The 26,187-nt window shown below is 74.3% G+C and carries 29 protein-coding genes and 1 pseudogene; 16 read left to right on the top strand and 14 right to left on the bottom strand.

The window, feature by feature from the left end:
* Positions 1-7: 7 nt before the first annotated feature.
* Positions 8-334: pseudogene (locus KV205_RS08125) on the top strand (hypothetical protein); the annotation flags it as partial.
* Between the two features lie 5 nt (positions 335-339).
* Here KV205_RS08125 and KV205_RS08130 read toward each other — a convergent pair.
* On the bottom strand, positions 340-1,224 hold the full coding sequence (locus tag KV205_RS08130) for a LysR family transcriptional regulator (RefSeq protein WP_265863401.1): 885 nt from the start codon (positions 1,222-1,224) through the stop codon (positions 340-342).
* Between the two features lie 114 nt (positions 1,225-1,338).
* Between KV205_RS08130 and KV205_RS08135 the strand changes: the two genes are divergently transcribed.
* Positions 1,339-2,559 carry an MFS transporter gene (locus KV205_RS08135; RefSeq protein ID WP_265863402.1) on the top strand — a complete coding sequence of 407 codons (1,221 nt, stop codon included), beginning with the start codon at positions 1,339-1,341 and terminating at the stop codon, positions 2,557-2,559.
* A gap of 56 nt (positions 2,560-2,615) precedes the next feature.
* Positions 2,616-2,948, top strand: coding sequence for a cupin (locus KV205_RS08140; RefSeq protein WP_265863403.1), 333 nt, complete (start codon positions 2,616-2,618; stop codon positions 2,946-2,948).
* On the opposite strand, the gene KV205_RS08145 is transcribed toward KV205_RS08140, so the two are convergent.
* Both KV205_RS08145 and KV205_RS08150 read right to left on the bottom strand, forming a co-directional pair.
* Positions 2,938-3,855 (bottom strand): cache domain-containing protein, encoded by a 918-nt coding sequence (locus KV205_RS08145; protein WP_265863404.1) that lies wholly within the window; start codon positions 3,853-3,855, stop codon positions 2,938-2,940. The two genes, KV205_RS08140 and KV205_RS08145, sit on opposite strands and share 11 nt — an antisense overlap.
* Complete coding sequence (locus tag KV205_RS08150; RefSeq protein ID WP_265863405.1) at positions 3,809-4,594, bottom strand: FadR/GntR family transcriptional regulator; 786 nt, start codon at positions 4,592-4,594, stop codon at positions 3,809-3,811. The genes KV205_RS08145 and KV205_RS08150 overlap by 47 nt, the downstream gene beginning before the upstream one ends.
* A gap of 224 nt (positions 4,595-4,818) precedes the next feature.
* Here KV205_RS08150 and KV205_RS08155 point away from each other — a divergent pair, with 224 nt between their 5' ends.
* The 4 genes from KV205_RS08155 (at position 4,819) to KV205_RS08170 (ending at position 8,994) form a co-directional block, all read left to right on the top strand.
* Positions 4,819-5,877, top strand: coding sequence for an ABC transporter ATP-binding protein (locus tag KV205_RS08155; protein WP_265863406.1), 1,059 nt, complete (start codon positions 4,819-4,821; stop codon positions 5,875-5,877).
* A 118-nt stretch (positions 5,878-5,995) separates the two neighbouring features.
* Positions 5,996-7,195 (top strand): ABC transporter substrate-binding protein, encoded by a 1,200-nt coding sequence (locus KV205_RS08160; protein ID WP_265863407.1) that lies wholly within the window; start codon positions 5,996-5,998, stop codon positions 7,193-7,195.
* 9 nt (positions 7,196-7,204) lie between these two features.
* Positions 7,205-8,137 (top strand): ABC transporter permease, encoded by a 933-nt coding sequence (locus tag KV205_RS08165; RefSeq protein WP_265863408.1) that lies wholly within the window; start codon positions 7,205-7,207, stop codon positions 8,135-8,137.
* A 41-nt stretch (positions 8,138-8,178) separates the two neighbouring features.
* The gene (locus tag KV205_RS08170; RefSeq protein ID WP_265863410.1) at positions 8,179-8,994 is read left to right on the top strand and encodes an ABC transporter permease; all 816 of its coding nucleotides are present in this window, start codon (positions 8,179-8,181) and stop codon (positions 8,992-8,994) included.
* 62 nt (positions 8,995-9,056) lie between these two features.
* Here the strand turns inward: KV205_RS08170 and KV205_RS08175 are convergent, their stop codons facing one another.
* The 4 genes from KV205_RS08175 to KV205_RS08190 all read right to left on the bottom strand — a co-directional run bounded on the left by KV205_RS08175 (position 9,057) and on the right by KV205_RS08190 (position 12,142).
* Positions 9,057-9,458 carry a CU044_2847 family protein gene (locus KV205_RS08175; protein WP_265863411.1) on the bottom strand — a complete coding sequence of 134 codons (402 nt, stop codon included), beginning with the start codon at positions 9,456-9,458 and terminating at the stop codon, positions 9,057-9,059.
* A gap of 29 nt (positions 9,459-9,487) precedes the next feature.
* Positions 9,488-10,822 (bottom strand): Ig-like domain-containing protein, encoded by a 1,335-nt coding sequence (locus KV205_RS08180; RefSeq protein ID WP_265863412.1) that lies wholly within the window; start codon positions 10,820-10,822, stop codon positions 9,488-9,490.
* A gap of 183 nt (positions 10,823-11,005) precedes the next feature.
* Entirely contained in the window at positions 11,006-11,518 is a 513-nt protein-coding gene (locus KV205_RS08185; protein WP_265863413.1) for an SRPBCC family protein, read from the bottom strand.
* A gap of 54 nt (positions 11,519-11,572) precedes the next feature.
* Positions 11,573-12,142, bottom strand: a complete 570-nt coding sequence (locus KV205_RS08190; protein ID WP_265863686.1) for a TetR/AcrR family transcriptional regulator — start codon at positions 12,140-12,142, stop codon at positions 11,573-11,575.
* Between the two features lie 124 nt (positions 12,143-12,266).
* On the opposite strand from KV205_RS08190, the gene KV205_RS08195 reads away from it, so the two are divergent.
* The 8 genes from KV205_RS08195 to KV205_RS08230 all read left to right on the top strand — a co-directional run bounded on the left by KV205_RS08195 (position 12,267) and on the right by KV205_RS08230 (position 18,805).
* Positions 12,267-13,451, top strand: coding sequence for an FAD-dependent monooxygenase (locus KV205_RS08195; RefSeq protein WP_265863414.1), 1,185 nt, complete (start codon positions 12,267-12,269; stop codon positions 13,449-13,451).
* Between the two features lie 40 nt (positions 13,452-13,491).
* Positions 13,492-14,124 carry a PadR family transcriptional regulator gene (locus KV205_RS08200; RefSeq protein ID WP_265863415.1) on the top strand — a complete coding sequence of 211 codons (633 nt, stop codon included), beginning with the start codon at positions 13,492-13,494 and terminating at the stop codon, positions 14,122-14,124.
* An 11-nt stretch (positions 14,125-14,135) separates the two neighbouring features.
* Positions 14,136-14,591, top strand: coding sequence for a peroxiredoxin (locus KV205_RS08205; protein ID WP_265863416.1), 456 nt, complete (start codon positions 14,136-14,138; stop codon positions 14,589-14,591).
* Positions 14,592-14,734: 143 nt separating this feature from the next.
* Positions 14,735-15,139, top strand: a complete 405-nt coding sequence (locus tag KV205_RS08210) for an SHOCT domain-containing protein (protein WP_265863417.1) — start codon at positions 14,735-14,737, stop codon at positions 15,137-15,139.
* Between the two features lie 143 nt (positions 15,140-15,282).
* Complete coding sequence (locus KV205_RS08215; protein WP_265863418.1) at positions 15,283-16,092, top strand: hypothetical protein; 810 nt, start codon at positions 15,283-15,285, stop codon at positions 16,090-16,092.
* Between the two features lie 69 nt (positions 16,093-16,161).
* Positions 16,162-16,608, top strand: a complete 447-nt coding sequence (locus tag KV205_RS08220) for an Rrf2 family transcriptional regulator (protein WP_265863419.1) — start codon at positions 16,162-16,164, stop codon at positions 16,606-16,608.
* Positions 16,609-16,715: 107 nt separating this feature from the next.
* Entirely contained in the window at positions 16,716-17,903 is a 1,188-nt protein-coding gene (locus KV205_RS08225; protein ID WP_265863420.1) for a globin domain-containing protein, read from the top strand.
* A 143-nt stretch (positions 17,904-18,046) separates the two neighbouring features.
* Positions 18,047-18,805 (top strand): rod shape-determining protein, encoded by a 759-nt coding sequence (locus tag KV205_RS08230; RefSeq protein ID WP_265863421.1) that lies wholly within the window; start codon positions 18,047-18,049, stop codon positions 18,803-18,805.
* 77 nt (positions 18,806-18,882) lie between these two features.
* Here the strand turns inward: KV205_RS08230 and KV205_RS08235 are convergent, their stop codons facing one another.
* The 4 genes from KV205_RS08235 to KV205_RS08250 form a co-directional block, all read right to left on the bottom strand.
* Positions 18,883-19,254 carry a peptidase inhibitor family I36 protein gene (locus KV205_RS08235; RefSeq protein ID WP_265863422.1) on the bottom strand — a complete coding sequence of 124 codons (372 nt, stop codon included), beginning with the start codon at positions 19,252-19,254 and terminating at the stop codon, positions 18,883-18,885.
* Complete coding sequence (locus KV205_RS08240; RefSeq protein ID WP_265863423.1) at positions 19,251-20,066, bottom strand: hypothetical protein; 816 nt, start codon at positions 20,064-20,066, stop codon at positions 19,251-19,253. The genes KV205_RS08235 and KV205_RS08240 overlap by 4 nt, the downstream gene beginning before the upstream one ends.
* 387 nt (positions 20,067-20,453) lie before the next feature.
* Entirely contained in the window at positions 20,454-21,266 is an 813-nt protein-coding gene (locus tag KV205_RS08245; protein ID WP_265863424.1) for a polysaccharide deacetylase family protein, read from the bottom strand.
* 198 nt (positions 21,267-21,464) lie between these two features.
* A complete protein-coding gene (locus KV205_RS08250) occupies positions 21,465-21,842 on the bottom strand; it encodes a hypothetical protein (protein ID WP_265863425.1) in 378 nt (125 codons plus the stop codon).
* Between the two features lie 115 nt (positions 21,843-21,957).
* Here KV205_RS08250 and KV205_RS08255 point away from each other — a divergent pair, with 115 nt between their 5' ends.
* The gene (locus tag KV205_RS08255; protein WP_265863426.1) at positions 21,958-22,491 is read left to right on the top strand and encodes a DUF6328 family protein; all 534 of its coding nucleotides are present in this window, start codon (positions 21,958-21,960) and stop codon (positions 22,489-22,491) included.
* A 14-nt stretch (positions 22,492-22,505) separates the two neighbouring features.
* Here KV205_RS08255 and KV205_RS08260 read toward each other — a convergent pair whose 3' ends face one another.
* The 3 genes from KV205_RS08260 to KV205_RS08270 form a co-directional block, all read right to left on the bottom strand.
* Complete coding sequence (locus KV205_RS08260) at positions 22,506-24,053, bottom strand: ATP-dependent DNA ligase (protein ID WP_265863427.1); 1,548 nt, start codon at positions 24,051-24,053, stop codon at positions 22,506-22,508.
* Positions 24,054-24,101: 48 nt separating this feature from the next.
* The gene (locus KV205_RS08265) at positions 24,102-25,454 is read right to left on the bottom strand and encodes a DUF6397 family protein (RefSeq protein ID WP_265863428.1); all 1,353 of its coding nucleotides are present in this window, start codon (positions 25,452-25,454) and stop codon (positions 24,102-24,104) included.
* A 121-nt stretch (positions 25,455-25,575) separates the two neighbouring features.
* On the bottom strand, positions 25,576-25,983 hold the full coding sequence (locus KV205_RS08270; RefSeq protein WP_265863429.1) for a roadblock/LC7 domain-containing protein: 408 nt from the start codon (positions 25,981-25,983) through the stop codon (positions 25,576-25,578).
* Between the last annotated feature and the right edge of the window lie 204 nt (positions 25,984-26,187).

Below are 26,187 nucleotides of genomic sequence, written 5' to 3' on the forward strand. Positions count from 1 at the left end.
TCTGCGTACGCGCTTCCTGATGCGGCCGGACGCCTTCGAGGCGGGCGGCCGCTTCGTGCCCGCCGCACAGAAGGTGCGGCTCCTGCACGCGTCAATCCGCCACCACCTCGGGCGGAGGACCGCTGGGGTCGACCAGGAGGCGGTGCCGAAGGACCTCGGCGAGGCGCGCCGCTTCCTCGGCCACCTCACCACGGTGTTCGAACTGTCCTCGCTGACCCGGGGCCGGGCCATGCACTACGCGATCCCGGAGCACCTGAAGAAGGGCTACGGCGTCTCGTCCACGGTGAACCGCTCGCGCCGCTGGAGCCCGCCGCCGGCCGTGCTCGAACACTGAGGCTCTCAGGCCGAGGCCGCCGCCGTCTCGGCGAAGGCCCTGATCAGGGCGTTCTCGCTCGCGGTCGGCCAGACCAGGCCGTAGTCGAGGGTCGGTGCGTCGTGGAAGGGGACGTACGCGATGCCGGGGCGCGGGTGGTAGCGGGCGCCGCGGGCAGCGCCCGGGGCGACGCCGCGGCCCGCGCCGACCAGGGACAGCACCTCCTCCCAGGTGCCGGCGGCGGGGCCGTGGTGGATCGCGGCGCCGGACGGGGTGCGGGTCGGGTAGTGGGTCTCGCGCCAGGCGCGGGAGCGGGTGCGGCCGGTGGTGACGAGGGTCTGGCCCGCGAGGTCCTCCAGGCCGAGCGAGGCGCGGCGGGCCAGCGGGTGGCCGACCGGGACGAGCAGCACCCGCTCCTCCCGTACGAGGACCGGCCCGGTGGTGAGTCCGGTGACGCCGACCGGGAGGGCCACGTACTGGACGTCGAGTTCGCCGTCCTCGACCGGTCGGGTCCCGGCGTCCACGGGCACCTCGCGCAGGGTGAGGGCGCAGCCGGGGTGGCGGGCCAGGAAGGTGTCCGCCGCGGCGGTGAGGAGCTCGCCGCCCCACGGCGAGCCGAAGCCGACGCGGAGGGTGCCGAGCAGTCCGCGGCCGGCGGCGGTGGCGCGTTCGAGCGCGGCCAGGATCGTGGTGTGGGCGGGGCGCAGTTCCTCGTGGAGGCGGCGGCCGACCGGGGTGAGGGCGACGCTGCGGCTGGTGCGGGCGAACAGCGGGGTGCCGACGCGCCGCTCCAGCTTCTTGATGGTCTGGCTGATCCGGCCGGTGGAGACGCCGAGCAGCTCGGCGGTGCGGCCGAAGTGCAGCTCGTCGCCGAGGGTCAGGAAGGCCTCGAGTTCGTGTCGTTCGAGCACCGTGCCGCGTCCGCCCTCCGCCTGCGAGCCAGGCCTCCGATCGTTGAGTCTCGCTCAACGCCGATTGCATTGTCGCACCTTGATGGGCCTGTGCGGCCAAGGGAGCCTCGATGCGTGACCCTCCTCTCCCTCCACCCGCGCACAGCCACGCCCTCCGGGACCGCCTCGGCTCCGGCTCCCCTCAACGTCCTCGTCCTCGCCGTGGCCGGGGCCGTGACGGTGGCGAACGTCTACTTCCCGCAGCCGCTGCTCGCCGCCGTCGCCCGCGGACTCGCGGTCTCCGACCGGACGGCGGGTCTGGTGGCCACCGCCGGGCAGCTGGGGTACGCGCTCGGCATCCTGCTGCTCGTCCCGCTCGCCGACACCGCACGGCTGCGCCGGCTGACCGGTGTCCTGCTCGCGCTGACCGCCGGCGCCCTGCTGGTCGCCGCCGCGGCCCCGAACGTCCTGACGCTGCTGCTCGCGACCCTCGCCCTGTCGACGACGACGGTGCTCCCGCAGATCCTCACCCCGGTCGCGGCCGCCCTCGCCGGGCCCGAGCGGTGCGGCCGGGTGGTCGGCGTCATCGGCCTGGGCCTGACGCTCGGCTCGACCCTGTCCCGTACGGTCTCAGGCGCGGTCTCCGACGCCGGCGGGAGCTGGCGGGCGGCCTATCTGGTGGCCGCGGCGGCGACGGCGGCGCTGCTGTGGGTGCTGCCGCGCGCGCTCCCGGAGCGGCTCGCCGCGGCGGACCGGCCCCGTGTCCCGTACGGGCGGATGCTCGCCGGGCTGCCCCGGCTGCTCGGCGCGCACCGTGCGCTGCGGGTCGCGGCACTCAGGGGCGCGTGCGTGTTCGCCGCGTACAGCGTCTTCTGGGCGGCGCTGGTGTTCCAGCTGGCCGCCCCGCCGCTGGGTTACGGGCCGGGGGCGGTGGGTCTGTTCGGGCTGTTCACCGTGCCGGCGGCGCTCGCCTCGGCGTACGCGGGGCCGCTCACCGACCGGCTCGGCGCGGGGCCTGTCGGCCGGTGGGCGCTGGGCTGTGTGGCCCTCGGCCTGGCGGTCGCGGGCCTGGCGCCCGGCTCCCCCGTCGCCCTGGTGGCGGGGGCCGGGCTGGTGGTCCTGGGCACGAGCTCCTGCCAGGTGGCGAACCAGTCGCGGGTGCTTGGACTCGGGCGGGCGGTGGCCGCACGGGTGAACACGGTGTTCATGCTGGCCACGTTCGGCGGCGGCGCGCTCGGCTCGCTCACGGCGGCCTGGCTGTACGGGGCGTACGGCTGGACTGCGGTGGTGCTCGCGGCGGCGGGGTTCACCGCGGTCGGACTGCCGGCCGGGGCGCGGCGGCCCCGAGTTGCGTGACGCCCGGTACGCGCAAGGCTGGGTACGTCCGTCCGCGCACCCCGCAGGGAGACGCCATGCAGCAGCCCGAACCCTTCGACCTCGGCGCCCTGGTCGACGAGCACCTGGAGAAGGCGCGCGCGGACGCGCACGGCCGCAGCGCGCATCTGGTGGTGCACGACGGGGTGCTGCGGCAGAGTGTGATCGCCCTGATCGGCGGCATGTCCCTGGACGAGCACAACGCGCCGCCGGCGGCGAGCCTCCAGGTGCTGCGGGGCCGGGTGGAGCTGACGGCCTCGGGCCGGTCGGAGGAGCTGGCGATGGGCCAGCTCCAGATGCTCCCGAAGGAGCGCCACGGCCTGACGGCGCTTGAGGACGCGGTGGTGCTGCTGACCGCCGTCAACGACTGAGCCGCTCCGGCTCGGGGGTCACGAGCACCAGCGGCGTGCCGTGGCACGGCGTCAGGCGCAGGCCCCGGTCGTGGTGGACGGCCGGCGGCGCGGCGAGGACGGCCGCGACGTCGGGGCCCTTGGTGAGGGAGCCGGCGAGGTGGGCCGGGTCGGTGGAGGCGGCGACCCGGCCCCGGGCGTTGACCAGGCGGGCGGGGACGGGCAGTTCCTGGAGGACGGGCAGCACGGCCGCCTCGAAGTGGCGCAGGTAGACGTCGGCGGCGGCGACCCCGACGAAGGCGCCGTCGACGTGGACGGGGGCGGAGAGGGTGAGCCCGTACTCGTCGGAGCAGAGGTAGTCGACGTAGGGTCCCGCGACGGCCCGCAGGCCGGTCTCGCGGGGCAGCGCGTACCAGTCCCAGTGGGTGTAGTCGGAGTAAGCGGAGTGCGCCGGGTCGAGGTCGCGCACGAGCGGCCGGACGCTGCCGTCGGGGCCGCGCTGCCACCATTCCAGCCAGGCGGGGACGTCGGCGAGGAGGCCGGGCGCGGCGACGAAGCCGATGCCGGAGACGAGGCCGCCGAGGCGGGCGTGGAGGCCCGGGCGGAGCGCGGCGAGGTCGTCCCGGAGCGGACGGCGGCCTCCGGCGCCCGCCCGTACGAGCAGGGCCGCGGTCTCCTCGCCGGTGGCGGCGACGGCCGCGAACACCCCGTCGAGGGTGGCGCGGACGCGCTCCGCGACGGGGTCCGGGTCGAGGTCCGCGGCGGCGCCCGGGGCGCGTCCCTTTTCGAGGCCCGGTTCGAGGCCCGGGCCGGGGCGGCCGGCCGCGGCGCGCGGCTGCGGCGGCACGCCGTCGAGGCGGGGCGGGGTGGCGGACGGCGCGTCAGGCGCCGCTTCGTCGGGTCGGGCGAGCCCGGTGGTCCTGGCCATCGGTGTCCTCCTCGGGACGCGGCTCGGGGGCGCGGCTGGGCGGCGCGAGCCGCAGGGCGACCAGTCGGCCCACGGTCTCGCGCACGCACTCCTCGGCCAGCATTCTGGCCCGCTCGTCGGCCTCGTCGTGCACGGCAGAGATCACGGAGCGGTGACGATCCGCCACGCGGGAGACATACCCCGGATCGTCCAGGACAAGGACCGGGAGGGCGCCCAACTCGGCCTGGAGGGCGATCTCCTCGCGGGTGAGCCGGGCCGACTGGGCCGCGGCGGCGAGTTCGACGTGGAAGCGGCCGTAGAGCCGGCTGCGGGCGGCGGGGTCGGCGGCCGCGGCGAACTCCTCGACGGTACGGGCGGGCTGCCGCAGCTCACCGGGCTCGGTGCGGCGGGCGGCGAGCAGCGCGGCGGCGCCGGACACGGCGGCCCAGTGGTCGCCGAGGTCGCGCAGTTCCTCGGTGGACCAGTCGGCGAGCCGGGCGCGGATCCGGTCCTCGGGCGGGCCCTCGGGGACGGTGACGAAGCTGCCGCCGCCGCGGCCGCGGCGGGTGGTGACGAGTCCCTGCTGCCGCAGGGCCATGAGGGCCTCGCGCAGGGTGACGGTGGAGACGCCGAGCTGTCCGGCGAGCTCGGTCTCGCCGGGGAGTTGCTCGCCGTCGGCGAGCAGGCCGAGTTCGATGGCGTCGCCGAGCCGGCGTACGACGGTGTCGACCCGCGCGCGGGTGTCGACGGGGGTGAACACGGCCGTGCGGGCGCTCCCCCGCGCGCCCGCACCCCCTCTGCGGCCCGGCCCGCCGGACCCGCCCGGTCCGCCCTGTCTGCCGTCCGGTCTCACGCTGCACCACCTCACGCACGCCGACGCGTTGACTCAGGCTTTACCTTACGGGGGTCTTGAGATTTGAACTATGACTTCATATGTTTACGCCGCTCGTCAGAACGCTCCCCGCACCAGAAAGGTTCCCGGCCATGGAGGGAATGGCGATCCGGCTCTCCGGACTGCGCAAGAGCTACGGCCGGACGGAGGCGGTCGCCGGGGTCGACCTGGAGATACCCGACGGCGAGTTCTTCTCGATGCTCGGCCCGTCCGGCTCCGGCAAGACCACGGTGCTGCGGATGATCGCCGGCTTCGAGACGCCGAGCGCGGGCACGGTGGAGCTGGCCGGCCGGGACGTCACCCGGCTCGCGCCCTTCGAGCGCGATGTGCACACCGTCTTCCAGGACTACGCGCTCTTCCCGCACATGACGGTCGAACAGAACGTCGCGTACGGGCTCAAGGTGCGCCGCGTCCCCAAGGCGGAGCGGCTGGTACGGGCCCGGGCGGCGCTCGCGCAGGTGCGCCTGGAGGGCTTCGGCCGGCGCCGCCCCGCCGAGCTGTCCGGCGGGCAGCGCCAGCGCGTGGCGCTCGCCCGGGCGCTCGTCGGCCGCCCCAGGGTGCTGCTGCTCGACGAACCGCTGGGCGCGCTCGACCTCAAGCTGCGCGAGCAGATGCAGGTGGAGCTCAAGGCGATCCAGCGGCAGGTCGGCATCACCTTCGTGTTCGTCACCCACGACCAGGAGGAGGCGCTGACCATGAGCGACCGGATCGCCGTCTTCCACCAGGGCCGGATCGAGCAGGTCGGCCCGCCCGGCGAGATCTACGAGCGCCCGGCCACCCCGTTCGTCGCCGGCTTCGTCGGCACCTCCAACCTGCTCAGCGGCAGGGCCGCGCGGACCGTGGTCGGCGCCCCCGGCACGTACAGCATCCGGCCGGAGAAGATCCGCGTCGTCGAGGACCCGGACGAGCCGGCCGGGCCGGGGCTCACGGGCGCGGCGGGCACCGTCGCCGAGGTGGTCTACCTGGGCGACGCCACCCGCTTCCTGGTCGACCTGGACGCCGGCGGCCGGCTCACGGCCGTGCAGCAGAACCTGGAGACCTCGGCCGCCGACCTCGCCGCCTTCCGCGGCGCCCGGGTGGGCCTGCGCTGGCGGCCGGCGCACGCGGTGCCGGTGCCCGTGCCCGAAGTGCCGGCCCCAGCGGCGCCCTGACCGGGCCTCGGCCCCCGCTCCCGTGGCCGTATCCGCTCCCGCACCCGTACCCGTACCCGTACCCGTACCGCTCCTGCCTCCCCTCCCCGTACCGTCCCCTCACGCAACGGAGGACCCCGTGCGTCTGCACCGCTCGCTCCTGACGGCCGCCGCCGTCTCCGGACTGCTGCTCGTCACCGCCTGCGGCTCGGCCGACCCGGCCGGCGGCGGCACGTCCGGCGGACTCAACCCGCCGCCCCTCAAGGCGCCGACGGCCCTCGGCTCCCCCGAGGGGCAGGTCAATCTGATCGCCTGGGCCGGCTATGTCGAGGACGGCTCCAACGACCCGAAGGTCGACTGGGTCTCCGGCTTCGAGAAGCAGACCGGCTGCCAGGTGAACGCCAAGACCGCCGCCACCTCGGACGAGATGGTGGCGCTGATGAAGACCGGAGCGTACGACGCGGTGTCGGCGTCCGGCGACGCCTCGCTGCGCCTGATCGCGTCCGGCGACGCGGCGCCCGTGAACACCGCCCTCGTCCCGCACTACGCGGACGTCTTCGCCGGCCTGAAGAACCAGGAGTGGAACTCGGTCAAGGGCGTCGCCTACGGGATCCCGCACGGCCGCGGCGCCAACCTCCTGATGTACGACACGGCGAAGGTCACCCCCGCGCCCGACTCCTGGTCCGCGGTCTTCGACGGCGCCTCCGCCCACAGCGGCAAGGTCACCGCCTACGACTCCCCCATCTACATCGCGGACGCCGCGCTCTATCTCTCCGCCACCAAGCCCGAGCTGGGCATCAAGAACCCGTACGCGCTCGACAAGAAGCAGTTCGACGCGTCGGTCGCGCTGCTCAAGGCGCAGAACGAGCACGTGGGCGAGTACTGGAGCGACTATCTGAAGGAGATCTCCGCCTTCAAGAGCGGCGACTCCGCGGTCGGCACCAGCTGGCAGGTGATCGCCAACCTCGCCAAGGCCGAGGGCGCGAAGGTCGAGGCCGTGCTGCCGAAGGAGGGCGCCACCGGCTGGTCCGACACCTGGATGGTGTCCGCCAAGGCCAAGCACCCCACCTGCGCCTACAAGTGGCTCGACTGGATCGTCTCGCCGAAGGCCAACGCCCAGGTCGCCGAGTACTTCGGCGAGGCACCCGCCAACGCCAGGTCCTGCGCCGAGACCGCCGCCAAGGACCACTGCGCCACCTTCCACGCGAGCGACGAGGAGTACTGGAAGAAGGTGCGCTTCTGGACCACGCCGATCGAGCAGTGCCTCGACGGCCGCACGGACGTGCGCTGCGTGCCGTACGCCTCCTGGGTGCAGGCCTGGAACGAGATCAAGGGCTGACCGCTCCCCATGACCACCCTCTCGCCCCCGCCCGCTCCGCGGACCGCCGCGGACCGCCGGACCGCCGCCGACCGGGCCACCGCCTCGGTCCGGCGGTTCGCCGGGGCCCTGCACCGCAGGCCCCGGGTCCGGCTCGCCGCGCTGCTCACCGCGCCGCTGCTGTGGCTGGTGCTCGCCTATCTGGGCTCGCTGGCCGCGCTGTTCCTCTCCGCCTTCTGGACCACGGACTCCTTCACCTCGGAGGTCGTACGGGTCTGGTCGACGCGGAACTTCCAGGAGCTGGTGAGCTCCTCGCTCTACCGCACGGTCGCCCTGCGGACGGTGGGCGTCGCGCTCGCCGTGACGGTGCTGTGCGCGGTGATCGCCGTCCCGCTGGCCTTCTACACGGCCCGGGTGGCGAGCCCGCGGCGCCGCCCGCTGCTCGTGGTCGCGATCCTCACCCCGCTGTGGGCGAGCTATCTGGTCAAGGTGTACGCGTGGCGGCTGATCCTGTCCGAGGGCGGGCCGCTCGACTGGGCGCTGCGGCCGCTGGGCATCGAGGGGCCGGGGTACGGACTGACCGCCACCGTCCTGGTCCTGACCTACCTCTGGCTGCCGTACATGATCCTGCCGCTGCACACGGCGCTCGAACAGCTGCCGGACAGCCTGCTGCAGGCCTCGGCCGACCTCGGCGCGCGAGCGGGGCGGACGTTCCTGTCGGTGGTGCTGCCGATGGTGTGGCCGGCGATGGCGGCCGGGTCGGTCTTCACCTTCTCGCTCAGCCTCGGCGACTACATCACCGTGCAGATCGTCGGCGGCAAGACCCAGCTCATCGGCAACCTCGTCTACTCCAACGTCACGCTCAACCTGCCGCTGGCCGCGGCACTCGGGACGGTGCCGGTGGCCGTGATCGTGCTCTATCTGCTCGCGGTGCGGCGCACCGGGGCGCTGCGCAGCCTCTGACCGCCCGTGAACTCCCCCGAGGCCGGAAGGACTCCGCCCCCATGAACCTCTCCCGCCCCGCCCGGATCGCGCTGCGCACCGCGGCCGGGCTCGGCTTCGCCGTCATCTATCTGCCGCTGCTGCTCGTCCTCGTCGGCTCGGTCAACCCGGACCGCTCGGCGAGCTGGCCGCCGCCCGGGCTCACCCTGAAGTGGTGGGCGGCGGCCTGGGAGAACGACGGGGCCCGCGAGGCCCTGTGGACCTCGGTCCGGGCGGGCCTCGCGGCGACCGCCGTGGCCCTGGTGCTCGGCACCCTGATCGCCTTCGCCGTGCAGCGGCACACCTTCTTCGGCCGGGAGGCGGTGTCGTTCGCGGTGGTGCTGCCGATCGCGCTGCCCGGCATCGTCACCGGCATCGCGCTCAACTCCGCGTTCGGGGTGGTCCTGGAGCCGCTGGGGGTGGGACTCGGGCTCTTCACGGTGGTCGTCGGGCACGCCACCTTCTGCATCGTGGTCGTCTTCAACAACGTGGTGGCGCGGCTGCGGCGGCTGCCCGGCTCGTACGAGGAGGCGGCGACGGACCTGGGCGCGCACACCTTCCGCACCTTCTGGGACATCACCTTCCCGCTGCTGCGCTCCGCGCTGCTCGCGGGCGGGCTCCTCGCCTTCGCGCTGTCCTTCGACGAGGTGGTGGTGACCACCTTCACCGCCGGTCCCGGGGTGCAGACCCTGCCGCTGTGGATCTTCGACAACATGACCCGGCCTCAGCAGGCGCCGGTGGTGAACGTGGTGGCGGCGCTGCTCGTGCTGCTCTCGGTGGTCCCGATCTACGCGGCCCAGCGGCTGTCCTCGGACACGGCGGGCGGCGGCCGGGTCTGAGCCGGCCGCCCGCGGCGGTCGGCGCGGGCCGCCGCGGGCCGCCGCGGGCCGCCGCGGGCGCGTCACACCGGGACGGGGTGGAGTCCGGGCCGGCCCCGCTCCTGGTCGCGGTTCCATTCCAGGGTGATCCGCAGGCTGGCGTCGACGCCGCCCTGGACGACGAGGGCCGTGAGTTTGCCGCCCTGCAGGCCGAGCTGGCAGCCGAACTCCACGGTGGCCCGGTCGGGCGCCGCCCGGTGCAGGGCGTCGCCGATCTGGTCGGCGAAGGAGGCGAGCGCGGCGGTGACGCCCGACAGATCGGGCAGCCGGCCGCCCCCGAGGCCTTCCAGGCCCTCCAGGTCGTCGGTCCGGTCCGCCGGGCCGCCGAGAGGCCGGGCCTCCACGTAGAGCACGCCGCTGTCGAGGGCGACTCTCGCGATCGCGGTCTCGGGTCCGGGTCCGGTCTCCGGTCCGGTCTCGGTCATCTGCGTCTCCTTTCCGTGTCCTCGGTACGTCAGAGGGCGGGCGTGAGCACGCCCTCGGGGGCCCCGGACGCGGATCCGGGTCCCGCCCCGGGTCCGGCGGCCGCGGTGCCGAGGGCGCTGCCGCGCCGCCACTCGGGCCAGCTGAGGTTCCAGTCGCCGTAGCCGTTGTCGAACGGGGTCATCCGCTCCCCGTAGCCGTTGACGACCCGCACCACGTCGCCCTCGCGGACGGTGGCGAACAGCCAGGCGGCGTCCTCGGTGCTCATCCCGGTGCAGCCGTGGCTGACGTTCTCGCTGCCCTGCGCGTCCAGCGACCAGGGCGCGGCGTGCAGGTACTCGCCGCTCCAGGTCACCCGGGTGGCCCAGCGGACCTTGAGGTCGTAGAAGTCGCCGCTGCCCCGGGCGATGCCGATGGAGTCGCCGCGCATCCGGACCGTCGCCTCCTTGCCGAGGACGACCTTGACCCCGCTGCGGGTGCGGTAGCCGGCCTTGCCCGTGGTGACCGGGATGGTGCGGACCACCTCGCCGTCGCGCAGCACGGTCATGGTGTGCGCGGCGACATCGGTGACGGCCTCGATCCGGGCGCCGGTGATGAAGGTGAGCGGCGCCGAGGGCCCGCCGTAGAGACCGCCGGTGACGCAGACGCCGTCGAGCGCGCTGCGGACCCGGACGGTGGCGTGGGCGGGCCAGTAGCCGCGCGGGCGGTAGTGCAGGGTGGTGGGCCCGACCCAGTGCCAGGCGCCGTCGGCGCGGGGCACCGAGCTGACGTGGAGGGCGCGTTCGACGGCGCGGCGGGCCTCCGGGTCGGTGGCGGGTACCGGGTGGCTGAGCTCGGCGGTGAGCGGCTGCCCGACGCCGTACGTCCCCTTGCCGGGGCCGAATTCTGCGGTGAGCCGCTCGCCGCGGGGCGCCGCCGGGGTGCGCAGGGTGAGGCGGGTGCGGTGCACGATCTGCTCGGCGCCGTGGGTGCGTTCGACCAGCAGGCGGGCGGTGTAACGGCCGGCGGCGCCGAGCGGCCCGACGCTGGTCCAGCGGGCGCCGTCCGGGCTCACGGTCCCGGCGACCCGGCGGCCCTTGTGGTCGGTGACGGTGACGTCGGCGAACCGTCCGGCGGTGCGCAGCGCGAGGTCGACGGGTCCGGCGGCGGCGTCCAGGTCCAGGGTGGTCGCGCTGTCGTCGAGGACCAGGGTGCGCCGGGCGGCGCTGCACATGCCGCGGGCGGGGCAGGAGCCGACCGAGAGCAGTGCGGCGCCGGCGGGGGCGGCCGTCCCGCCGGTGGCCGCCGGCGGGGCCGCGCCGAGCGCGAGCGCGGTGCCGACGGCGACGGACAGCGCGCTCCACCCCTTGACGCTTCGGCGTGACATCACGTCGTACACCCGCCCCTTCTCGGTCCGACCACTGCACCGTTGCACCGCTGTGCCACGGCACCACTGCACCGCTGCATCAAAACGGATCGAGGGCGAAAAGGATGATCATCCGACCGGGCGTGGCGCACGAGAGGCCGTCGAGACGACTCGAAAGCACCAACGCCGGCGGCGCCGGAGAGCTCAGCGGGGCACCTCGGGCAGCTCCTCGCCGGTCTCCAGGAGCGACTTCAGGCTGGAGATCAGCGCGGGCCAGCCCTCGCCGACCAGACCGCGGATGGTGCCGCCGGCGGCGAGGTCGTCGTGGACGACGGTCAGTTTCACCATGTCCCCGGCCGGTTCGATGGTGTACGTGACCCGGGAGCGCCCCTCGTCGACGAGCCGCGCGTACACCTCCTCGCCGATGCCGACGGCCTGCGCCCATTCGGGGGTGAAGGTGTGCCAGGTGTACGAGAGCATCCGGCCCGGTTCGGCGATGAGCACCACCTGGTCGGGGTCGGCGGTGGTGCGCCCGCCCTCGTCCCAGACCATGGGGGAGCCGACGGCCCAGTCGGTCTCGAAGGCCACGCCCCAGTAGCGGCGGGTCAGACCGGGCTCGGTGAGCGCCTTCCACAGCTCGTCGGGCGTGGTGCGGATGTACGTCGTGTAGACGAACGCCGCGTGGTCTCCGCGGTCGCCGCTGTGTCTGCTGTCCATCGGGGCTGCTCCATTGCTGGCATCGGATCGGCGGGTGGGCGGGCGCCCGCGCGGTCACGGCCGGAGGGCCGCGGCCACCAGTCCCTCGATCGCCCCGGTCCCGCCGCCGGCCGCGTCCGGCCCGGCGACCACCCGGTCGAGGACGAGCCCGTCCACACAGGCGAGCAGGGTCAGGGTGCGCGCCTCGGGGTCCGCCACGCCCCGGGCGGTGAGGAAGGCCCGTACGGCATCGCGACCGGCGTTCTCCCTCGGCACCAGGATGTCCCGCAGTTCGGGGTCGCGCACGCTCTCCAGGACGCAGGCGTAGCGGGCGAGGGAGCGCCGGCGCCCTTCGCCGCTCGTCCGGGCGGCGACGAGCGCGGCGAGACCGTGCACGAGGTCGTCGGCCGTCCGGAGTACGGGGGCGTGCTCGGCGGCCGCCGTCAGTTCGGCCTGGTCGAGCTCGACGAGGCGCCGTACGAGCGCGGTGAGCAGCGCGGAACGGGTGCGGAAGTACGCGGAGGTCGTGCCCGCCGGCAGACCCGCGGCGGCGTCGACCGCCCGGTGGGTGAGGCCGCGCATCCCGGCGTCGGCGAGGACGCCGAGGGCGGCGTCGGCCAGCAGGGTGCGGCGGGTGGACGGCACGGCGCGTGCGGGGGCGGGGGCGGGGGCGGGATGCTCGGATGTCACCCCCTCTTTCTACACCTGTAGAGGACACGCGCTAGGCTTCTACACCTGTAGAAGCCTAGCGATCGCAGGGAGTGGAAGCATGGGAGGACGTACCGCCGTCGTCGTGGGCGCCGGGATCGGCGGCCTGGCCGCCGCCGTGGGACTCCGCCGGATCGGCTGGGAGGTGACGGTGCTCGACCGTGCGCCCGTCCTCGCCGACGCGGGCGCCGGGATCTCCCTCGCCGCCAACGGGATCCGCGCCCTCGACGTGCTCGGCGTCGGCGCGGCCGTACGGGCAGCCGGGCGCGGCCAGTACACCGGCGGCACCCGCACCCCGGACGGCTCCTGGCTGGCCCGGATGGACGGCGCCGCGCTCGAACGCGCCCTGGGCTCCCCCATCGTGGGCATCCCGCGCGCCGAGCTGCACCGACTGCTGCGCGAAGCCCTGGACGCTGACGGGGCGCCGCGCACCGGCGTGACGGTGACGGGTGCGGGCACGCTCCCGGGCGGCGCGCGGGCCCGGGTGACCCTTCATACGGCGGAGGCCGTGGAGGCGGATCTGGTGGTCGCCGCTGACGGGGTCGGCAGCCGCCTCCGTACCGCCCTGTTCCCCGCGCATCCCGGCCCGGTGTACAGCGGTTCGACCGTGCTGCGGGCGATCACGGACCGCCCGCTCGATCTCCGTACCGACTTCGAGATCACCTGGGGGCGCGGGGCGGAGTTCGGGCACATCGCGTTCGCCGACGGGCGGGCCGAGTGGCACGCGGTGCTCAACGCGCCCGCCGGGGTGCGCCCCACGGATCCGCTGGCCTTACTGCGCCGGCGCTTCGCCGGCTGGCACGCGCCGGTGCCCGAGCTGCTCGCCGCGACCCGTCCCGAGGCGGTCCTCCACCACGACATCACCGAACTGGCCACTCCCCTGCCGTCCTTCACCGCGGGCCGGGTGGTGCTGCTCGGCGACGCCGCCCACGCGATGACCCCGAACCTCGGGCAGGGCGCCTGCCAGGCGCTTGAGGACGCGGTGGTCCTGGCGGCCGAGCTGGAGGGGGCCGCGGACGTGGCCGCCGCGCTCGCCCGGTACGACGCCGCGCGCCGTCCGCGCACCACCGCCGTGGCCGCGGCGGCCCGCCGTGCCGGGCGGATGGGCCAGCAGCTGAGCCACCCGCTCGCCGTGCCGGTGCGCAACGCGCTGCTGCGGCTCGCACCCTCGGGCGCCGCGGTCCGCGCGATCCTCCGGCACGCCGCCTGGACCCCGCCTCTCACCAGCGCTTTCGTGCGTGAATAGGCATGGCGGAAACACTTCGGCGGACTGCTAGTTTGTCCGGATGTCTCTCAAGCACGCGGTCCTGGCGGCTCTCCTGGAGGGCGAGGCGTCGGGGTACGACCTGGCCAAGCTCTTCGACGTGTCCGTCGCCAACTTCTGGGCGGCCACGCCGCAACAGCTCTACCGGGAGCTGGACCGGCTCTCCGAGGCCGGTCTGATCGCGGCGCGGGTCGTGCAGCAGGAACGCCGCCCCAACAAGCGCATGTTCACCCTCACCGACACGGGCCTCGCCGAACTCCTCGCGTACACCGCCCACCAGCCCAAGCCGACGGCGGTCCGCGACGACCTCCTCGTGCAGGTCCAGGCGTGCGACGCGGGAGACACGGCGGCGGTGCGCGAGCACGTACGGGAGCGGATGGAAGGGGCACGGGGGAAGCTCGCGCGCTACCGGCGGATGCGCGAGCGGATGCTCGACGGGCAGGACGAGGAGACCTATCTCCGCGAGTCCGAGCGGGTCGGCCCGTATCTGACGCTGCTGCGCGGCATGGCCTTCGAGGAGGAGAACGTGCGCTGGGGCGAGCGGACCCTCGCGGTCCTCGGCGAACGCGCGGCGCGGCGGTCCGCCGCCGATGCAGGCGATGCCGCCGACGTCGGCGACGCCGGGCGGGTGACGGGCGGCACTACCGTGGGGTAACGTCCGCTTCCATGAACGTCGGTGACTTGGTCGAGGACTTCACCCTTCCGGACGAAACGGGGCGGTCCCGCTCCCTCTCCGGCCTGCTGGCCGACGGTCCCGTCGTGCTCTTCTTCTACCCGGCGGCGCTCACGCCCGGCTGCACCGCCGAGGCCTGCCACTTCCGGGACCTCGCGGGCGAGTTCCACGCGGTGGGGGCGCGGCCGGTCGGCATCAGCACGGACGAGGTGGAACGGCAGCAGGAGTTCGCCGAGCGGCACTCGCTCGGCTATCCGCTGCTGTCCGACCCCTCGGGCGAGATCCGCGAACGGTTCGGGGTGAAGCGGGGCTTCACGCTCGCGCCGACGAAGCGGGTCACCTTCGTCATCGACCAGGACCGCCGGGTGCTCGAAGTGGTGCGCAGCGAGCTGCGGATGTCCGCGCACGCGGACAAGGCGCTCGCGGCGCTGCGTGCCCGTCAGGCCTGAGAGACGGAAGACGCCGTCCCATCCGAACACGGGGCCCGCGGGGCCGCACCCGCAGCACATCACGACATGCGGGGTCCCTGGGGTTCGGCGAGACTCGCTGCTGCGCGAGGCCTCCACGGCCTGGCCGGAAACGGAGTTTCGGCATGGACGGCTACCCCCTGCTCAACGTCTTCTGGACCATGCTCTGGTTCTTCCTCTGGATCATGTGGCTGTTCCTGCTCTTCAAGATCGTCACCGACATCTTCCGTGACCACGAGATGAGCGGCTGGGGCAAGGCGGGCTGGCTGATCTTCTGCATCCTGCTGCCCTTCCTCGGCGTGCTGGTGTACGTCATCGCGCGCGGCAAGAGCATGACCCAGCGGGACCTCAAGCAGGCGAAGGACACCGAGGCGGCCTTCCAGGACTACATCCGCAAGACGGCGGGGACGGCGCCGGCCGGCGGCAAGGGCAGCGGCGTGGACGAACTCGCGCGGCTCGCCGAACTGAAGGACAGGGGCGCCATCACGGACGAGGAGTTCCAGCAGGCGAAGGCCAAGGTCCTGTCCTGACCCGGCGGGAGGGCGAGCGGGAGGACGCGTCGGCCCGGCTGGTCCGGTCACTGCTGCGCGAGGCGGTGGCCACGCCGGGCCGTCTGCCGGAGGTGCTCGCCGCTTTCGCGCCGCGCCGTCTCGGTCCGGGAGCGGACCGGACGGTGCGGCAGCTGCGGGCCGGTCTTCCGGAGGCGACGCCGGACGAGCTGCACGCCCGGCTCGTGCGGCGCGGCACCCGGTCGGCGTACACCGAGGGCGCGTTCGTCGGCGGGCCGTTCCTGTTGCTCGTGCCGTTCGCGTTCTGCGCGGCGTTGCTGTCACAGGCGCGCACCGTCCTCCAACTGGCGGCGCTCACCGGCCGGGACCCGGCGGATCCCGAGCGGGCCGCCGAATTCCTCGTCCTCCAGGGGGTGTACGCCGGCACGGACACCGCCCGGGCCGCGCTCACCACCGACGCGGCGACGGAGGAGAAGCAGGAGGAGGGGGAGGACGGGGTCGAAACGCGGCGGGGGCGGATCCCGGCGCAGTGGGGCCTGAGCATGCGCATGGCCAAGCTGCTCGGGGTGCTGACGCCGTCCACGGACGGCGCGCGCTGGTTCGTCCGGTTCGGGCAGTACACGCTGACGGGGGCCGTGTTCCTGGTGGGCCTGGTGGCGCCGCTGGTGTGGCTGCCCTATCTGGCGTACACCTATCGGCGCAACACCCTCCAGCTGCTCGACCGGGCCACGGTCTTCTACGCGGGAAAGCCGATCCCGCGCCGCAGCACACGGCTGGACGCGGCGATGGTCCTCGCGCTCACGCGGGCCGCCCTGTCTCTGCTCGTGCCGGTGGTGGGGGTGCTCGGAGTGCTGATCGCGGACGCGCGGATCGCGGGCAGCCACTGGCCGGTGCTCGGCATCGTCCTCATCGTCGGCTCGGTGGGCGTCGGCGGATGGTGGGCCCGGCGGCAGTGGCGCCGCTGGCACAGCTGACCGGGAATGCGGTCCGCATCACTCACCCCTGAATACGAATCTGAAATACGCCTTTGATACGGTCGGATCGTGCGGTTGACGAGATTCACCGACCTGGCGCTGCGTGCCGTGATGCGCCTGGCGGTCACCGATCAGGACGAGACCCCCACCACCCGGGAGGTCGCGGACTCGATGGCCGTTCCGTACGCGCACATGGCGAAGGTGGTCACCCGACTCCAGCACCTCGGCGTGATCGAGGCGCGCCGGGGCCGTGGCGGCGGGCTGGCGCTCACGGAGCTCGGGCGGCAGTCCTCGGTGGGCTGGCTGACCCGGACCCTGGAGGGGGACGAGGAGGTCGTCGCCTGCGAGGGCGACACGCCGTGCCCGCTGCGGACGGCCTGCCGGCTGCGCGGCGTGCTGCGCCAGGCGCAGGAGGCGTTCTACCGCACGCTCGATCCGCTCACCGTCGCCGATCTCGTGGAGTCGCCCACCGGGCCGGTGCTCCTCACGCTCTCGACCCGCCCACCGGGCGACTGACCCACCGGACTCCCGCCCCGCCTTCCCTCCCTCAGACTCCCGCCCTCCCCCGGGCGGTTTCCTCTCGCCTTTAAATACGTAGATCATCTACCAGTTTAGGAGCCCCCATGCTGTCCGAGCAGTCCGTACCGGTCGTCCGCGCCACCCTTCCCGCCGTCGGCGGGGCTCTCGACGAGATCACCGAGCGCTTCTACGCGGGCATGTTCGCCGCCCACCCCGAGCTGCTGCGCGATCTGTTCAACCGCGGGAACCAGGCCACCGGAGACCAGCGCAAGGCGCTGGCCGGCTCCATAGCCGCCTTCGCGGGCGCCCTGCTCGAGCACCCGGACAGCCGCCCCGACGTGATGCTCTCGCGCATCGCCCACAAGCACGCCTCGCTGGGCGTCACTTCGGAGCAGTACAAGATCGTCCACGAGCATCTCTTCGCCGCGATCGTCGCCGTCCTCGGCGACGCCGTGACGCCGGAGGTCGCCCAGGCCTGGGACGAGGTGTACTGGCTGATGGCCAACGCCCTGATCGCGCTGGAGGCCCGGCTCTACGAGGGGCGCGGGGTCGCCGAGGGCGAGGTCTGGCACCCGATGGAGATCGCCGGACGGGACGAGGAGACCGCCGACACCGTCTCCTTCACGCTGCGCCACCCCGACGGCCGGCCCACCGCGGACTTCCGGCCCGGCCAGTACATGAGCGTCCAGGTCACGCTGCCCGACGGCGCCCGGCAGATCCGCCAGTACAGCCTGTCCACCGCCCCGGGCCGCCCCGACTGGCGGATCACCGTCAAGCGCGTGGACGGGGACCCGGCCGGCGAGGTCTCCTCCTGGCTGCACGCCCATGGCACCGTCGGCGACCGGGTCGCGGTGTCCGAGCCCTTCGGCGACCTGGTGCTTCCCGAGGGCGACGGCCCGCTGCTGCTCGCCTCGGCGGGCATCGGCTCCACCCCCATGCTGGCGATGCTGGACCACCTCGTCGCGACCGGTTCGACCCGCCCGGTCACCGTCGTCCACGCCGACCGCTCCCCCGCCGGCCACGCCCACCGCGAGGAGCTGCGCCGTCTGGTCGACGCGCTGCCGCAGGGCTCGCTGCACCTCTGGTACGAGGAGCCGGGCGCCGCGGACGCCCGCCTCGGCCGCGCCGACGTCACCGCGCTCGACCTGCCGGAGGGCGTGACCGCCTATCTGTGCGGCCCGCTGCCCTTCATGCGCGCGGTGCGCGGCGACCTGCTCGGCCGCGGTGTCGCCGCGGCGGACGTGCACTACGAGGTCTTCGGCCCCGACCTGTGGCTCGGTGCGGCGGCCTGACCGCCACCCCCTCCCGCCCGGCGCCCGTAGGGGTGCCGGGCTTCGGCCTTGCCTGCGGATCCTGGGCTCCATGGCGCAATCCGCCCGGATATTGCATAGTGAAGCCGCGAATTCACCTCATGATCAGTGGCGGGAGTGAGCGGATGACCACGGCGTACGAGGCGCTGCGGAAGCCGGCGGGCAGGGTCCGCGGGCTCGCCGTCGACATCGGCAGCTCCCGCACCCGGGTGTGGGCTCCGGGCGCGGGCGTCCTCGCGGACGTGCCGAGCGGCCCGGTCCGGCGCGGCCGGGTCACGGACGCCACCCCGCACCAGCGGCTGCTGCGCGAGGTGGCCGACTCGGCGTTCGGCGACGACCGGGCCGGCACCGTCGTGATGCTGTGTCATCCGGTCCTGGCCGGGCCCGAACAGCGGGCGGCGGCCCGGCGGATGGTGGCCGAACTCGGGCCCGCCCGGGTGGTCTCCGTCGACAGCGCGCGGGCGGCCGCCGCGTACGCCGGTCCCAGCGGCGGCGGTCCGCTGCTCGTGGTCGACCTGGGCGCGGAGCTGACCGAGGTCACCCTGTTGGTCGACGGCATGGTGCAGGACGCGCGGCTCGCCGAGCTCGGCCTCGACGATCTGCCGGAACCGGGCTCGGCGACGGCCGCGGTGGTCCACACGGCCGCCGACATGGTCATGGACCTCTGGCGCCGCGATCGCACCGGGGCGGTACGGGGCGCGCTGCGCCGCGGGATCCTGGTCGCGGGCGGCGGCGCCCTGCGGATGGATCTGACGAGCCGGCTGGCGCTGCAGCTCGGTGTCCGGCTGCGGCTGGCCAACGACCCGGCGACCAGCACGGTCCGCGGCGCTGGCCTGCTGCTCTCCTCGACGCTCCGGCATCCGGGCGCGGCGCGCCGGGACTGACGCGGGGACGGGCCGGCGTACGGCGTGCGCCGGCCCGTCCCTCCGCCCCGTGGCCAGGGGGGGGACGGGCCGGGGTGTCAGCAGCCGGTGGCCCAGATGTGGGAGTCGCCGCGGTCGTTGGCAGCCCCGTTGTAGCCGACCTCCTGGCCGGGGGCGAGACAGATGGTCATGGAGCCGCCCTGCCAGGCGGACTCGTAGACCTGGACGTAGTCCTTGATCCCGGGTCCCGAGATGCCGTGGTTGGCCCAGGACGAGTCGGTGTCGGCGATCCAGCTCTCCCACCAGCCGTCGTCGCCGCTCCAGTTGGCGCGCTGGCCGCCGAAGTCGGCGTCCTGCCAGGCGCAGAAGTCCCCGGAGGGGCATTCGGCGGCGGTGGCGGGCGCCGTCAGGGCGAGGCCGCCGGCGAGGGCGAGCAGGGCTGCGGTGGTGGGGCCGAGGAGTCGCTTCATGAAGCGTCGATGCCTTTCTTCTCGGATGTCGCGGTTTTCCCGGTGGGGTGCGCGGACAGCTCGGCTGCCCGCCGCAGTGCGCGGGCGCGCAGCTGCTCGTAGGTGGCGACCTGGTCGCGGTGCAGGGTGCGTACGGTGGCGAGCTCGGCGGGTTCGAGCCGGGCGCGGACGTCGGCGAGGCCGCTCTCGCGGGTGCAGCGTTCGGCGACGGCGGGGTCGGGGCGGCCGGCGCGCGGTCCTCCGGAGGGTGCGGCGCAGCGGGTCCAGCGGTCGAGCGCGGCGCGGTGCGCGGGGTCGTCCTTCATCCGGGCCTGGGCCTCGGCGCGCAGGTTGTCGACGGTGACCTGGGCGCGGAACCAGCGGTGCTGGTCGCCGTACAGCGCGGCGCGGGCGGCGGCGACGCAGCCGTCGCTGTTGGCGGTGACGGTGTGTCCGGTGGCCAGGGTGAGGGAGAGCTCGCGGGGGTCGCGGCCGAAGAGCGCGGTCTGGAGCCGGGTGTCGGCGTCGGCGGCCGCGGGGCCGGGGGCGGGCGCGGGGGCGCGGGCCTGAGAGACCGGGGCAGGGGGCAGCGTGAGGCCCTGGGCGTCGAGGCAGTCGGCGACGAGCCGCTGCTCGGCGGCCTTGAGGAGCCGGTCCTGGGCCTGGCGGGTGGCGAGCGCGGAGGCGGGCGCCCCGGCCGTGCCGACGGGCGGGGCGGGTGCGGCGGAGTGCGGGTGCACGGTGGCGCAGCCGGCGAGGACGAGCGCGGCGGCGGCCGTGAGGAGTGCGTGGCGGTGCGCTGAGCGGGGCGCGCGGCGGGACGCGAGGCGCATGGTTCCCCCTGGTGGCGGGCCTGGGCGGTGGTGTCCGGCGGTGTGATCGCCGCCGTGTCGTGGCGATCAATGCCCGGTGCCGGGGTGGCCATGCGGGGCTTTGCGGCGACTCACTCGAAGGGGTCGAACGCGCCGGGGCGCGCGCCGCCAACAGGGTGGTCGCGGGTCGTGCGGCGCGTACGCAGGAACGACAGAGCCCCGGCTGGACGGGGGGTTCCAGCCGGGGCCGTTTGCCGTGACGTGGTGAAGAGCGGTCGCCGCTGAGGGGGGACCAGGGGACCGGGCCCCTTCGCCGTCACATAAGGATGAACGGTCAACCTTCACCCAATGTTCCGCCTTGCGCCCGGTGTCGGGTGTGAGCCTGCTCACCCCGTTTTGCCCGTTCGGTCAGTCGTCCTTCTCGGGGCGGTAGACCGTCCCGGGCTCGGGCTTTCCGGGGGCGATGAGCTGCGGCACGGTGACGAAGGTGTAGCCGCGGCGCTTGAGCTCGTCGATGATGCCGGGCACGGCGGGGACGGTGCCGCCGTAGATGTCGTGCAGCAGGATGATGCCGTCGCCGTGGGCCTGGTCGAGGACGCGCCGGCGTATCAGGGCGGTGTCCTCGGTGGAGTAGTCCTTGGCGGTGATGCTCCACAGCACCTGGGAGAGGCCGAGTTCGCGGCTCACGTCGGAGACGGTGTCGTCGGTCCGGCCCTGCGGCGGGCGCATCAGGGTCGGCTTCTTGCCCGTGATCTTCGCTATCGCGTCCTGGGTGCGGGACAGCTCGTCGCGGACCTCGGCGGCGTCGAGGCCGGTCAGGATCTGGTGGGTCCAGGTGTGGTTGGCGACCTCGTGCCCCTCGTCGGAGATGCGCTTGACGACCTGCGGATAGCGCAGGACGTGCTTCTGGCCGAGCAGGAAGAAGGTCGCGTGGACCTGCTTCTCCTTGAGGATGTCGAGCAGTTTCGGGGTGTCCTCGCCCGGGCCCGCGTCGAAGGTGAGGGCGATGCACTTGGCCTTGGCGCAGTCGACGGCGTCGGGCGCCGCCGCTCCGAACCTTCCGCCCGTGCCGGCCTTGCCGTCCGTGGGCGCCTGCTCGCGCGCCTCGCCGGGCGTGACCGTGTCGGCCGAGCATCCGGTGAGGGAGGCGACGAGTGTCGCCGCGGCGAGCAGCGCGAGGGCGGCGCCCCGGTGTCGTCGGCCCGGCTTGGTTCGGAACATGTGCAACCCGCTTTCCCCGAAAGATTGGTTCGCGAGCAAGGGCCCCCGCCTGGTCATGGCGGAGGCCCTGCGGCTCGTCGACGACTCTACACACGGTGTATAGCCGGGGAGGGGGCGGGGGTCGGTGGCGTGCACATGGCGGCCCCGGGCGGCGCCCGTCCGCGACGCCCAGGGTCGATGGAGGGATGTCCTCGCCCGTCAGCGGGACGCGAGGAGGAGGCGGGCCTCGGTCTCCTGGTCACCGGAGACGGACTGGAGGGACTGGATGTCGAAGGTGCGCGCGAGCACCCGCTCGACCTCGTCGACGGCGTGGTACCCACCGGTGAGCAGCGCTCCGACCATGCCGGTCAGCGGCACGGGTGCCGTTTCCTCGTGGCGGCCGCCGGCCGTGTCGAAGGTGGCCATCCAGACGGTGGTGGCGGGCGAGGTCGCCGCCTCCGGGCCTGGCGTCACGATGTCCTCGAGCTGATAGGTGCGGTCGAGGACGTCGAAGACGGCCTGGGCGTCCTCCCGGCAGCAGTCGCTCAGCTGCACGGTGACATCGGTGTCGATGTGCAAGTCGTACACGGCGCTCATCTCCTCGTGTGCCCGATTCCAGCATCCCTCGTGGCACGGCCGCCCGCGAGGGCCCCGGGTGGCGGACCGGTCGCGAGGTCCGCACGGTGGAAGAAGAGCGTCCTCGGGAGGCGGCGTGTCCGGTACGAGCCAGGGGCCAGGGAAGCCCGCGGGGCCGGACGGGGACGGCCTGGTCCGGGGCCGCCACGAGACCCCCGACGAACGCGCCGACCGGCGCTGGACCGAGCTGATGCAGGAGATCCGGGTCGCCCAGACGGGCGTACAGATCCTCTTCGGCTTCCTCCTCACGGTCGTCTTCACCCCGCGTTTCCCGGAGCTGTCGGACACCGACCGGACGATCTACATCGTGACGGTCTCGCTGAGCGCCGCCGCCACCGGCGCCCTCATCGGCCCGGTCTCCTTCCACCGCATGGTCGCCGGGCGCCGCCTCAAGCCCCGCGCGGTCAGCTGGGCCTCCCGCCTCACCCTCGTGGGCCTGGTGCTCCTCCTCGCCACCCTGTGCGCCGCGCTCCTCCTCGTGCTCCGTGTGGCCACCGGCGCCACCTTCGTCCCCTGGCTCGTCGCCGGACTCCTCGCCTGGTACCTCCTGTGCTGGTTCGTGCTCCCGATCTGGGTCCGCCACCGCCACACGTCCGGTCCCGGCGGCTGACTCCCCCTGGCAGGTCACCCCGCCGCGAGAACCGTCTCCACCGTGTCCGCCTCGGCGGCTCGCTTGTCCGGGCGGTGGCGCAGCACACGGGCGAAGCGGAGGGTGACGCCGGCGGGATAGCGGGTGGAGCGCTGGAGGCCGTCGAAGGCGATCTCCACGACGAGTTCGGGGCGGACGCGGACGGTGTACCCGTCGTCGGAGACGGCGAGTTCGGTGAGACGCTCGGTCTGCCAGCGGAGCATCTCGTCGGTGAGGCCCTTGAACGTCTTGCCCAGCATGACGAAGGTGCCGTCCGCCGCGCGGGCGCCCAGGTGCAGGTTGGACAGGAGCCCGGTGCGGCGGCCGTGCCCGCGTTCGACGGCGAGGACCACCAGGTCGAGGGTGTGCACCGGCTTCACCTTCAGCCAGGTGCGGCCCCTCCGGCCGGCGACGTACGGGGCGTCGAGGCCCTTCACCAGAACGCCCTCGTGGCCACGGGCCAGGGTGTCCCGGAAGAAGTCCTCGGCCGCCTCGACGGCGACCGGGTCCGCCGGGTCGGTGACCGGCCTCCGGCGCACCCGGAAGTGCTCGGGCAGCAGACGGGCGAGCACGGCGTGCCGTTCGCGCCCCGGGCGGTCGAGCAGCACCGTCCCGTCCGCCGCGAGCACGTCGAAGAACACGGGCGTCAGCGGCAGCGCGGCCCGCGCCGTGGTCACATCGACCCGGGAGCCGACGCGGGAGGCGATGTCCTGGAACGGCAGCGGCCGTCCGGTCGCCGGGTCGAGGGCGATCACCTCCCCGTCCAGAACGAGCCGGTCCCCCGCCGCCTCCCGGACCGTGTCGACCACCTCGGGCAGCCGCCCGGTGATGTCGTCGAGGGAACGGGTGTACACCCGCACCTCGTCGCCGAACCGGTGCACCTGAATGCGGATGCCGTCGAGCTTCTCCTCCACCGCACACGGGCCGAGCGCCTCGACGGCCTCCGTGACGCTGCCCGCCGTGAGCGCGAGCATCGGCTGCACCGGCCTGCCGACCCGCAGCGTGAACGCCTCCAGTGCGTCCGGCCCCTCGGCGAGCACGGCGCGCGCGACCGGCGGCAGCGAGCCCTCGAGCATGACCGCCCGCCGCAGGTCCCCGGGCGGCACCTCGGCCGCCCGGGCGACGCCTTCGAGCGCGACCGCGTCGAGCGCGCCCTGCCGGACCTCGCCGGACAGCAACCGCAGCAGGAACTCCTGCTCCTCCGTCGTCGCGGCGCCGAACAGCTCACGGACCAGGCCGAGTCGCCGGGCCTGCGCCCCGGATCCGGAGACCGCTGCCAGCTCGGTCATCGTCGCGTCGGTACGGGCCAGGGTGAGCGCGGGCCGCCCGGCGGGCGGGACGGCCGGTGGCAGCACGTTCTTGAGCACGCTCCAGCCGACCCCGATCCGCCCCTGGGGGAGGCGGCCGGACAGGTAGGCGATGACGAGCGGGCTCTCCTCCGGCTCTGCCTCCGTGAACAGTCCGGCGAGCAGAGCGATCTTCCGGGACCGCGCCGACGTGGCGGCGACCTGCCCGGACACCTCCGCGACGCGGGCCAGGAGCATGGGCCCATGGTGCCCGCGCGCCCAACACCCCGCACCCCGGCGCCCGCCTCACGCCCCGGGCCCGCGCACCGCCTCCTTCCGCCTGCGCCACCGGTCGAGCAGACTCCGCCGAACCCGTCTGCCGGGCGGCCTCGTGACCGCCGCCGGACGCGGCGGCCACCGGTCGACATGCCGCGCCCGCGGCACCGGAGCCGGAACGGGCCACGGTGCCGCGTCCCCGACCAGTCCGGCGCCCGGGTCCGGGACCGAAGTCGGAGTCGGAGCCGAAGTCGGGGCCGAGGCCGAGGCCTGGTCCGGCTCCGTGTCCGGGCCCGGAGGCGGGGCCGGGCTCAGGGCCGGCGGCAGGACCACGTCCCGGGCCGGGCCCCGGAGGGGGAGCGGGCTCGGGACGGCCGGATCCGGGCCCGAGCACGAGTCCGGGGCCGGGTCCAAGCCCGGGGCCGGATCCGAGCCCGGATCCGAGCCCGGGGCCGGGGCCAGGCGCAGGGAAGGAGGCGGGGCCTGGACGGGCGGCCAGGCGCCCGGACGCGGGGCCTCGCGGTCCGCGCGGGCCTCGTCCAGGGCGAGCGCGAGGCTCATCCGGTGCCAGAGGATCTCGTCGGGGTCGTCGGCGACCATCAGCCGGTCGGCGATCTCCCGGGGCGTCGGCGCGTTCGGCCGCCAGCTCGGCGGCGCGGGCCGCAGCCGCTCCAGATGGGCCCGTTCATAGGGGTCGTCGACGACCTCGGCCACATGCGACGGGTCGAGGAGCGAGGCGATCGCGGCCGCGCGCACCCACGGGTCGTCGCTCGCCCGCAGCAGCACGCCGAGGCGCCGGGCGCGCCAGTTCCGGGGCCGCCAGTCGAGGTGGTCGGTGGCCGCCTGGGCGCGGACGTCCAGGGGCAGCCGGCCGGCCAGGAGCCGAGGGTGGTTGAGCGCGAACTCGGCGAGTTCGGCGGCCGGGTAGAGCCAGACGACGGCCCGGTAGCGGTTGATGTAGAAGCGGACGGGGCTGAAGTGGCCCGTGCGCGCGAGGCGGGCGAAGCGATCGCGGGTGACCGAGAGGAGTTCGGCACCCTCTCCCGTACCGACGGCTCGGACCCGCTCACGCAGTCCGTCGGGGAAGTCCGGGGCGGCCCGGAGCCGTTCGATCTCGTCGCGGGGCACGCGGCGGCGGGCTCTCTCCCCCGGGGCGGCGTCCGGGGCGCCGGGCGCCGGGCCCGGCACCGTACGGACGATTCCGAGGTCGACGGCGAGCCGGAACTCGTCGCGCCTCAGCTCCAGTTCCTCGGCGGCGCGCCCCGGGGCGACGGCGCCCGCAGGCGCCGCGCCCCTCGCCTCCCGCCGCGCCACACCTGTCGCTTCTGTCGTCTCCGTCGACTCCGTCCGCTCCGTGGTCTCTGTCGTCTCGTGCGTGGTCATACGAGCGGCCCTCCCCCGTGTGTCGTGTCGCGCCCTGCGAACACTTTCGGTGATGACCGTAACGCACAGTGACGACAGTTCGCCTGCCCTGTGGATAACTTTCGGGACGGACCGTCCGGGGCTAGGACTCGTCCGCGCCGCCCGGCTGCCGGGCCGCCACGCCCAGGTGCTCACCGACCCGGTTCACCAGCAGCGTCATCTCGTAGGCGACCTGGCCGATGTCGGCCTCCGCCGCGCTCAGGACACAGAGACAGCTGCCCTCGCCCGCCGCCGTCACGAAAAGCACGGCCTCGTCGAACTCGACCATGGTCTGCCGTGGCCGGCCGGCCTTGAAGTGGCGGCCCGAGCCGCGCGCCAGGCTGTGCAGGCCCGAGGAGACGGCGGCCAGATGCTCGGCGTCCTCACGCTCGAGTCCACTGCTCGCGCCTGTCACCAGGCCGTCGTTCGACAGTACGAGGGCGTGCCGTATCGAGCCGACCCGTCGGGTCAGGTCGTCCAGAAGCCAGTCGAGTCCTCTGTCCAGCGCCATGCGTGGTCCTCCCCCATGTGTGGTGCGTCCCCGTCGCCCCGTGGTTCCCCGTGGTGCCCGCGGCCCGGGGGTCGCGTGTCCGCGGCCGGTCACGCGGGTACCGGCCGACCGTATTCCGTTCCGGTCAGCCTTACGCACTGTCGTGAGCAGGGCAAGCATCCGTGGCCATTCGCGTGCCGCCCGGCGGCCGCCGCAGACCACAAC

The organism is Streptomyces sp. SKN60, assembly GCF_026236535.1.
In the GTDB taxonomy this organism is placed as follows: domain Bacteria; phylum Actinomycetota; class Actinomycetes; order Streptomycetales; family Streptomycetaceae; genus Streptomyces.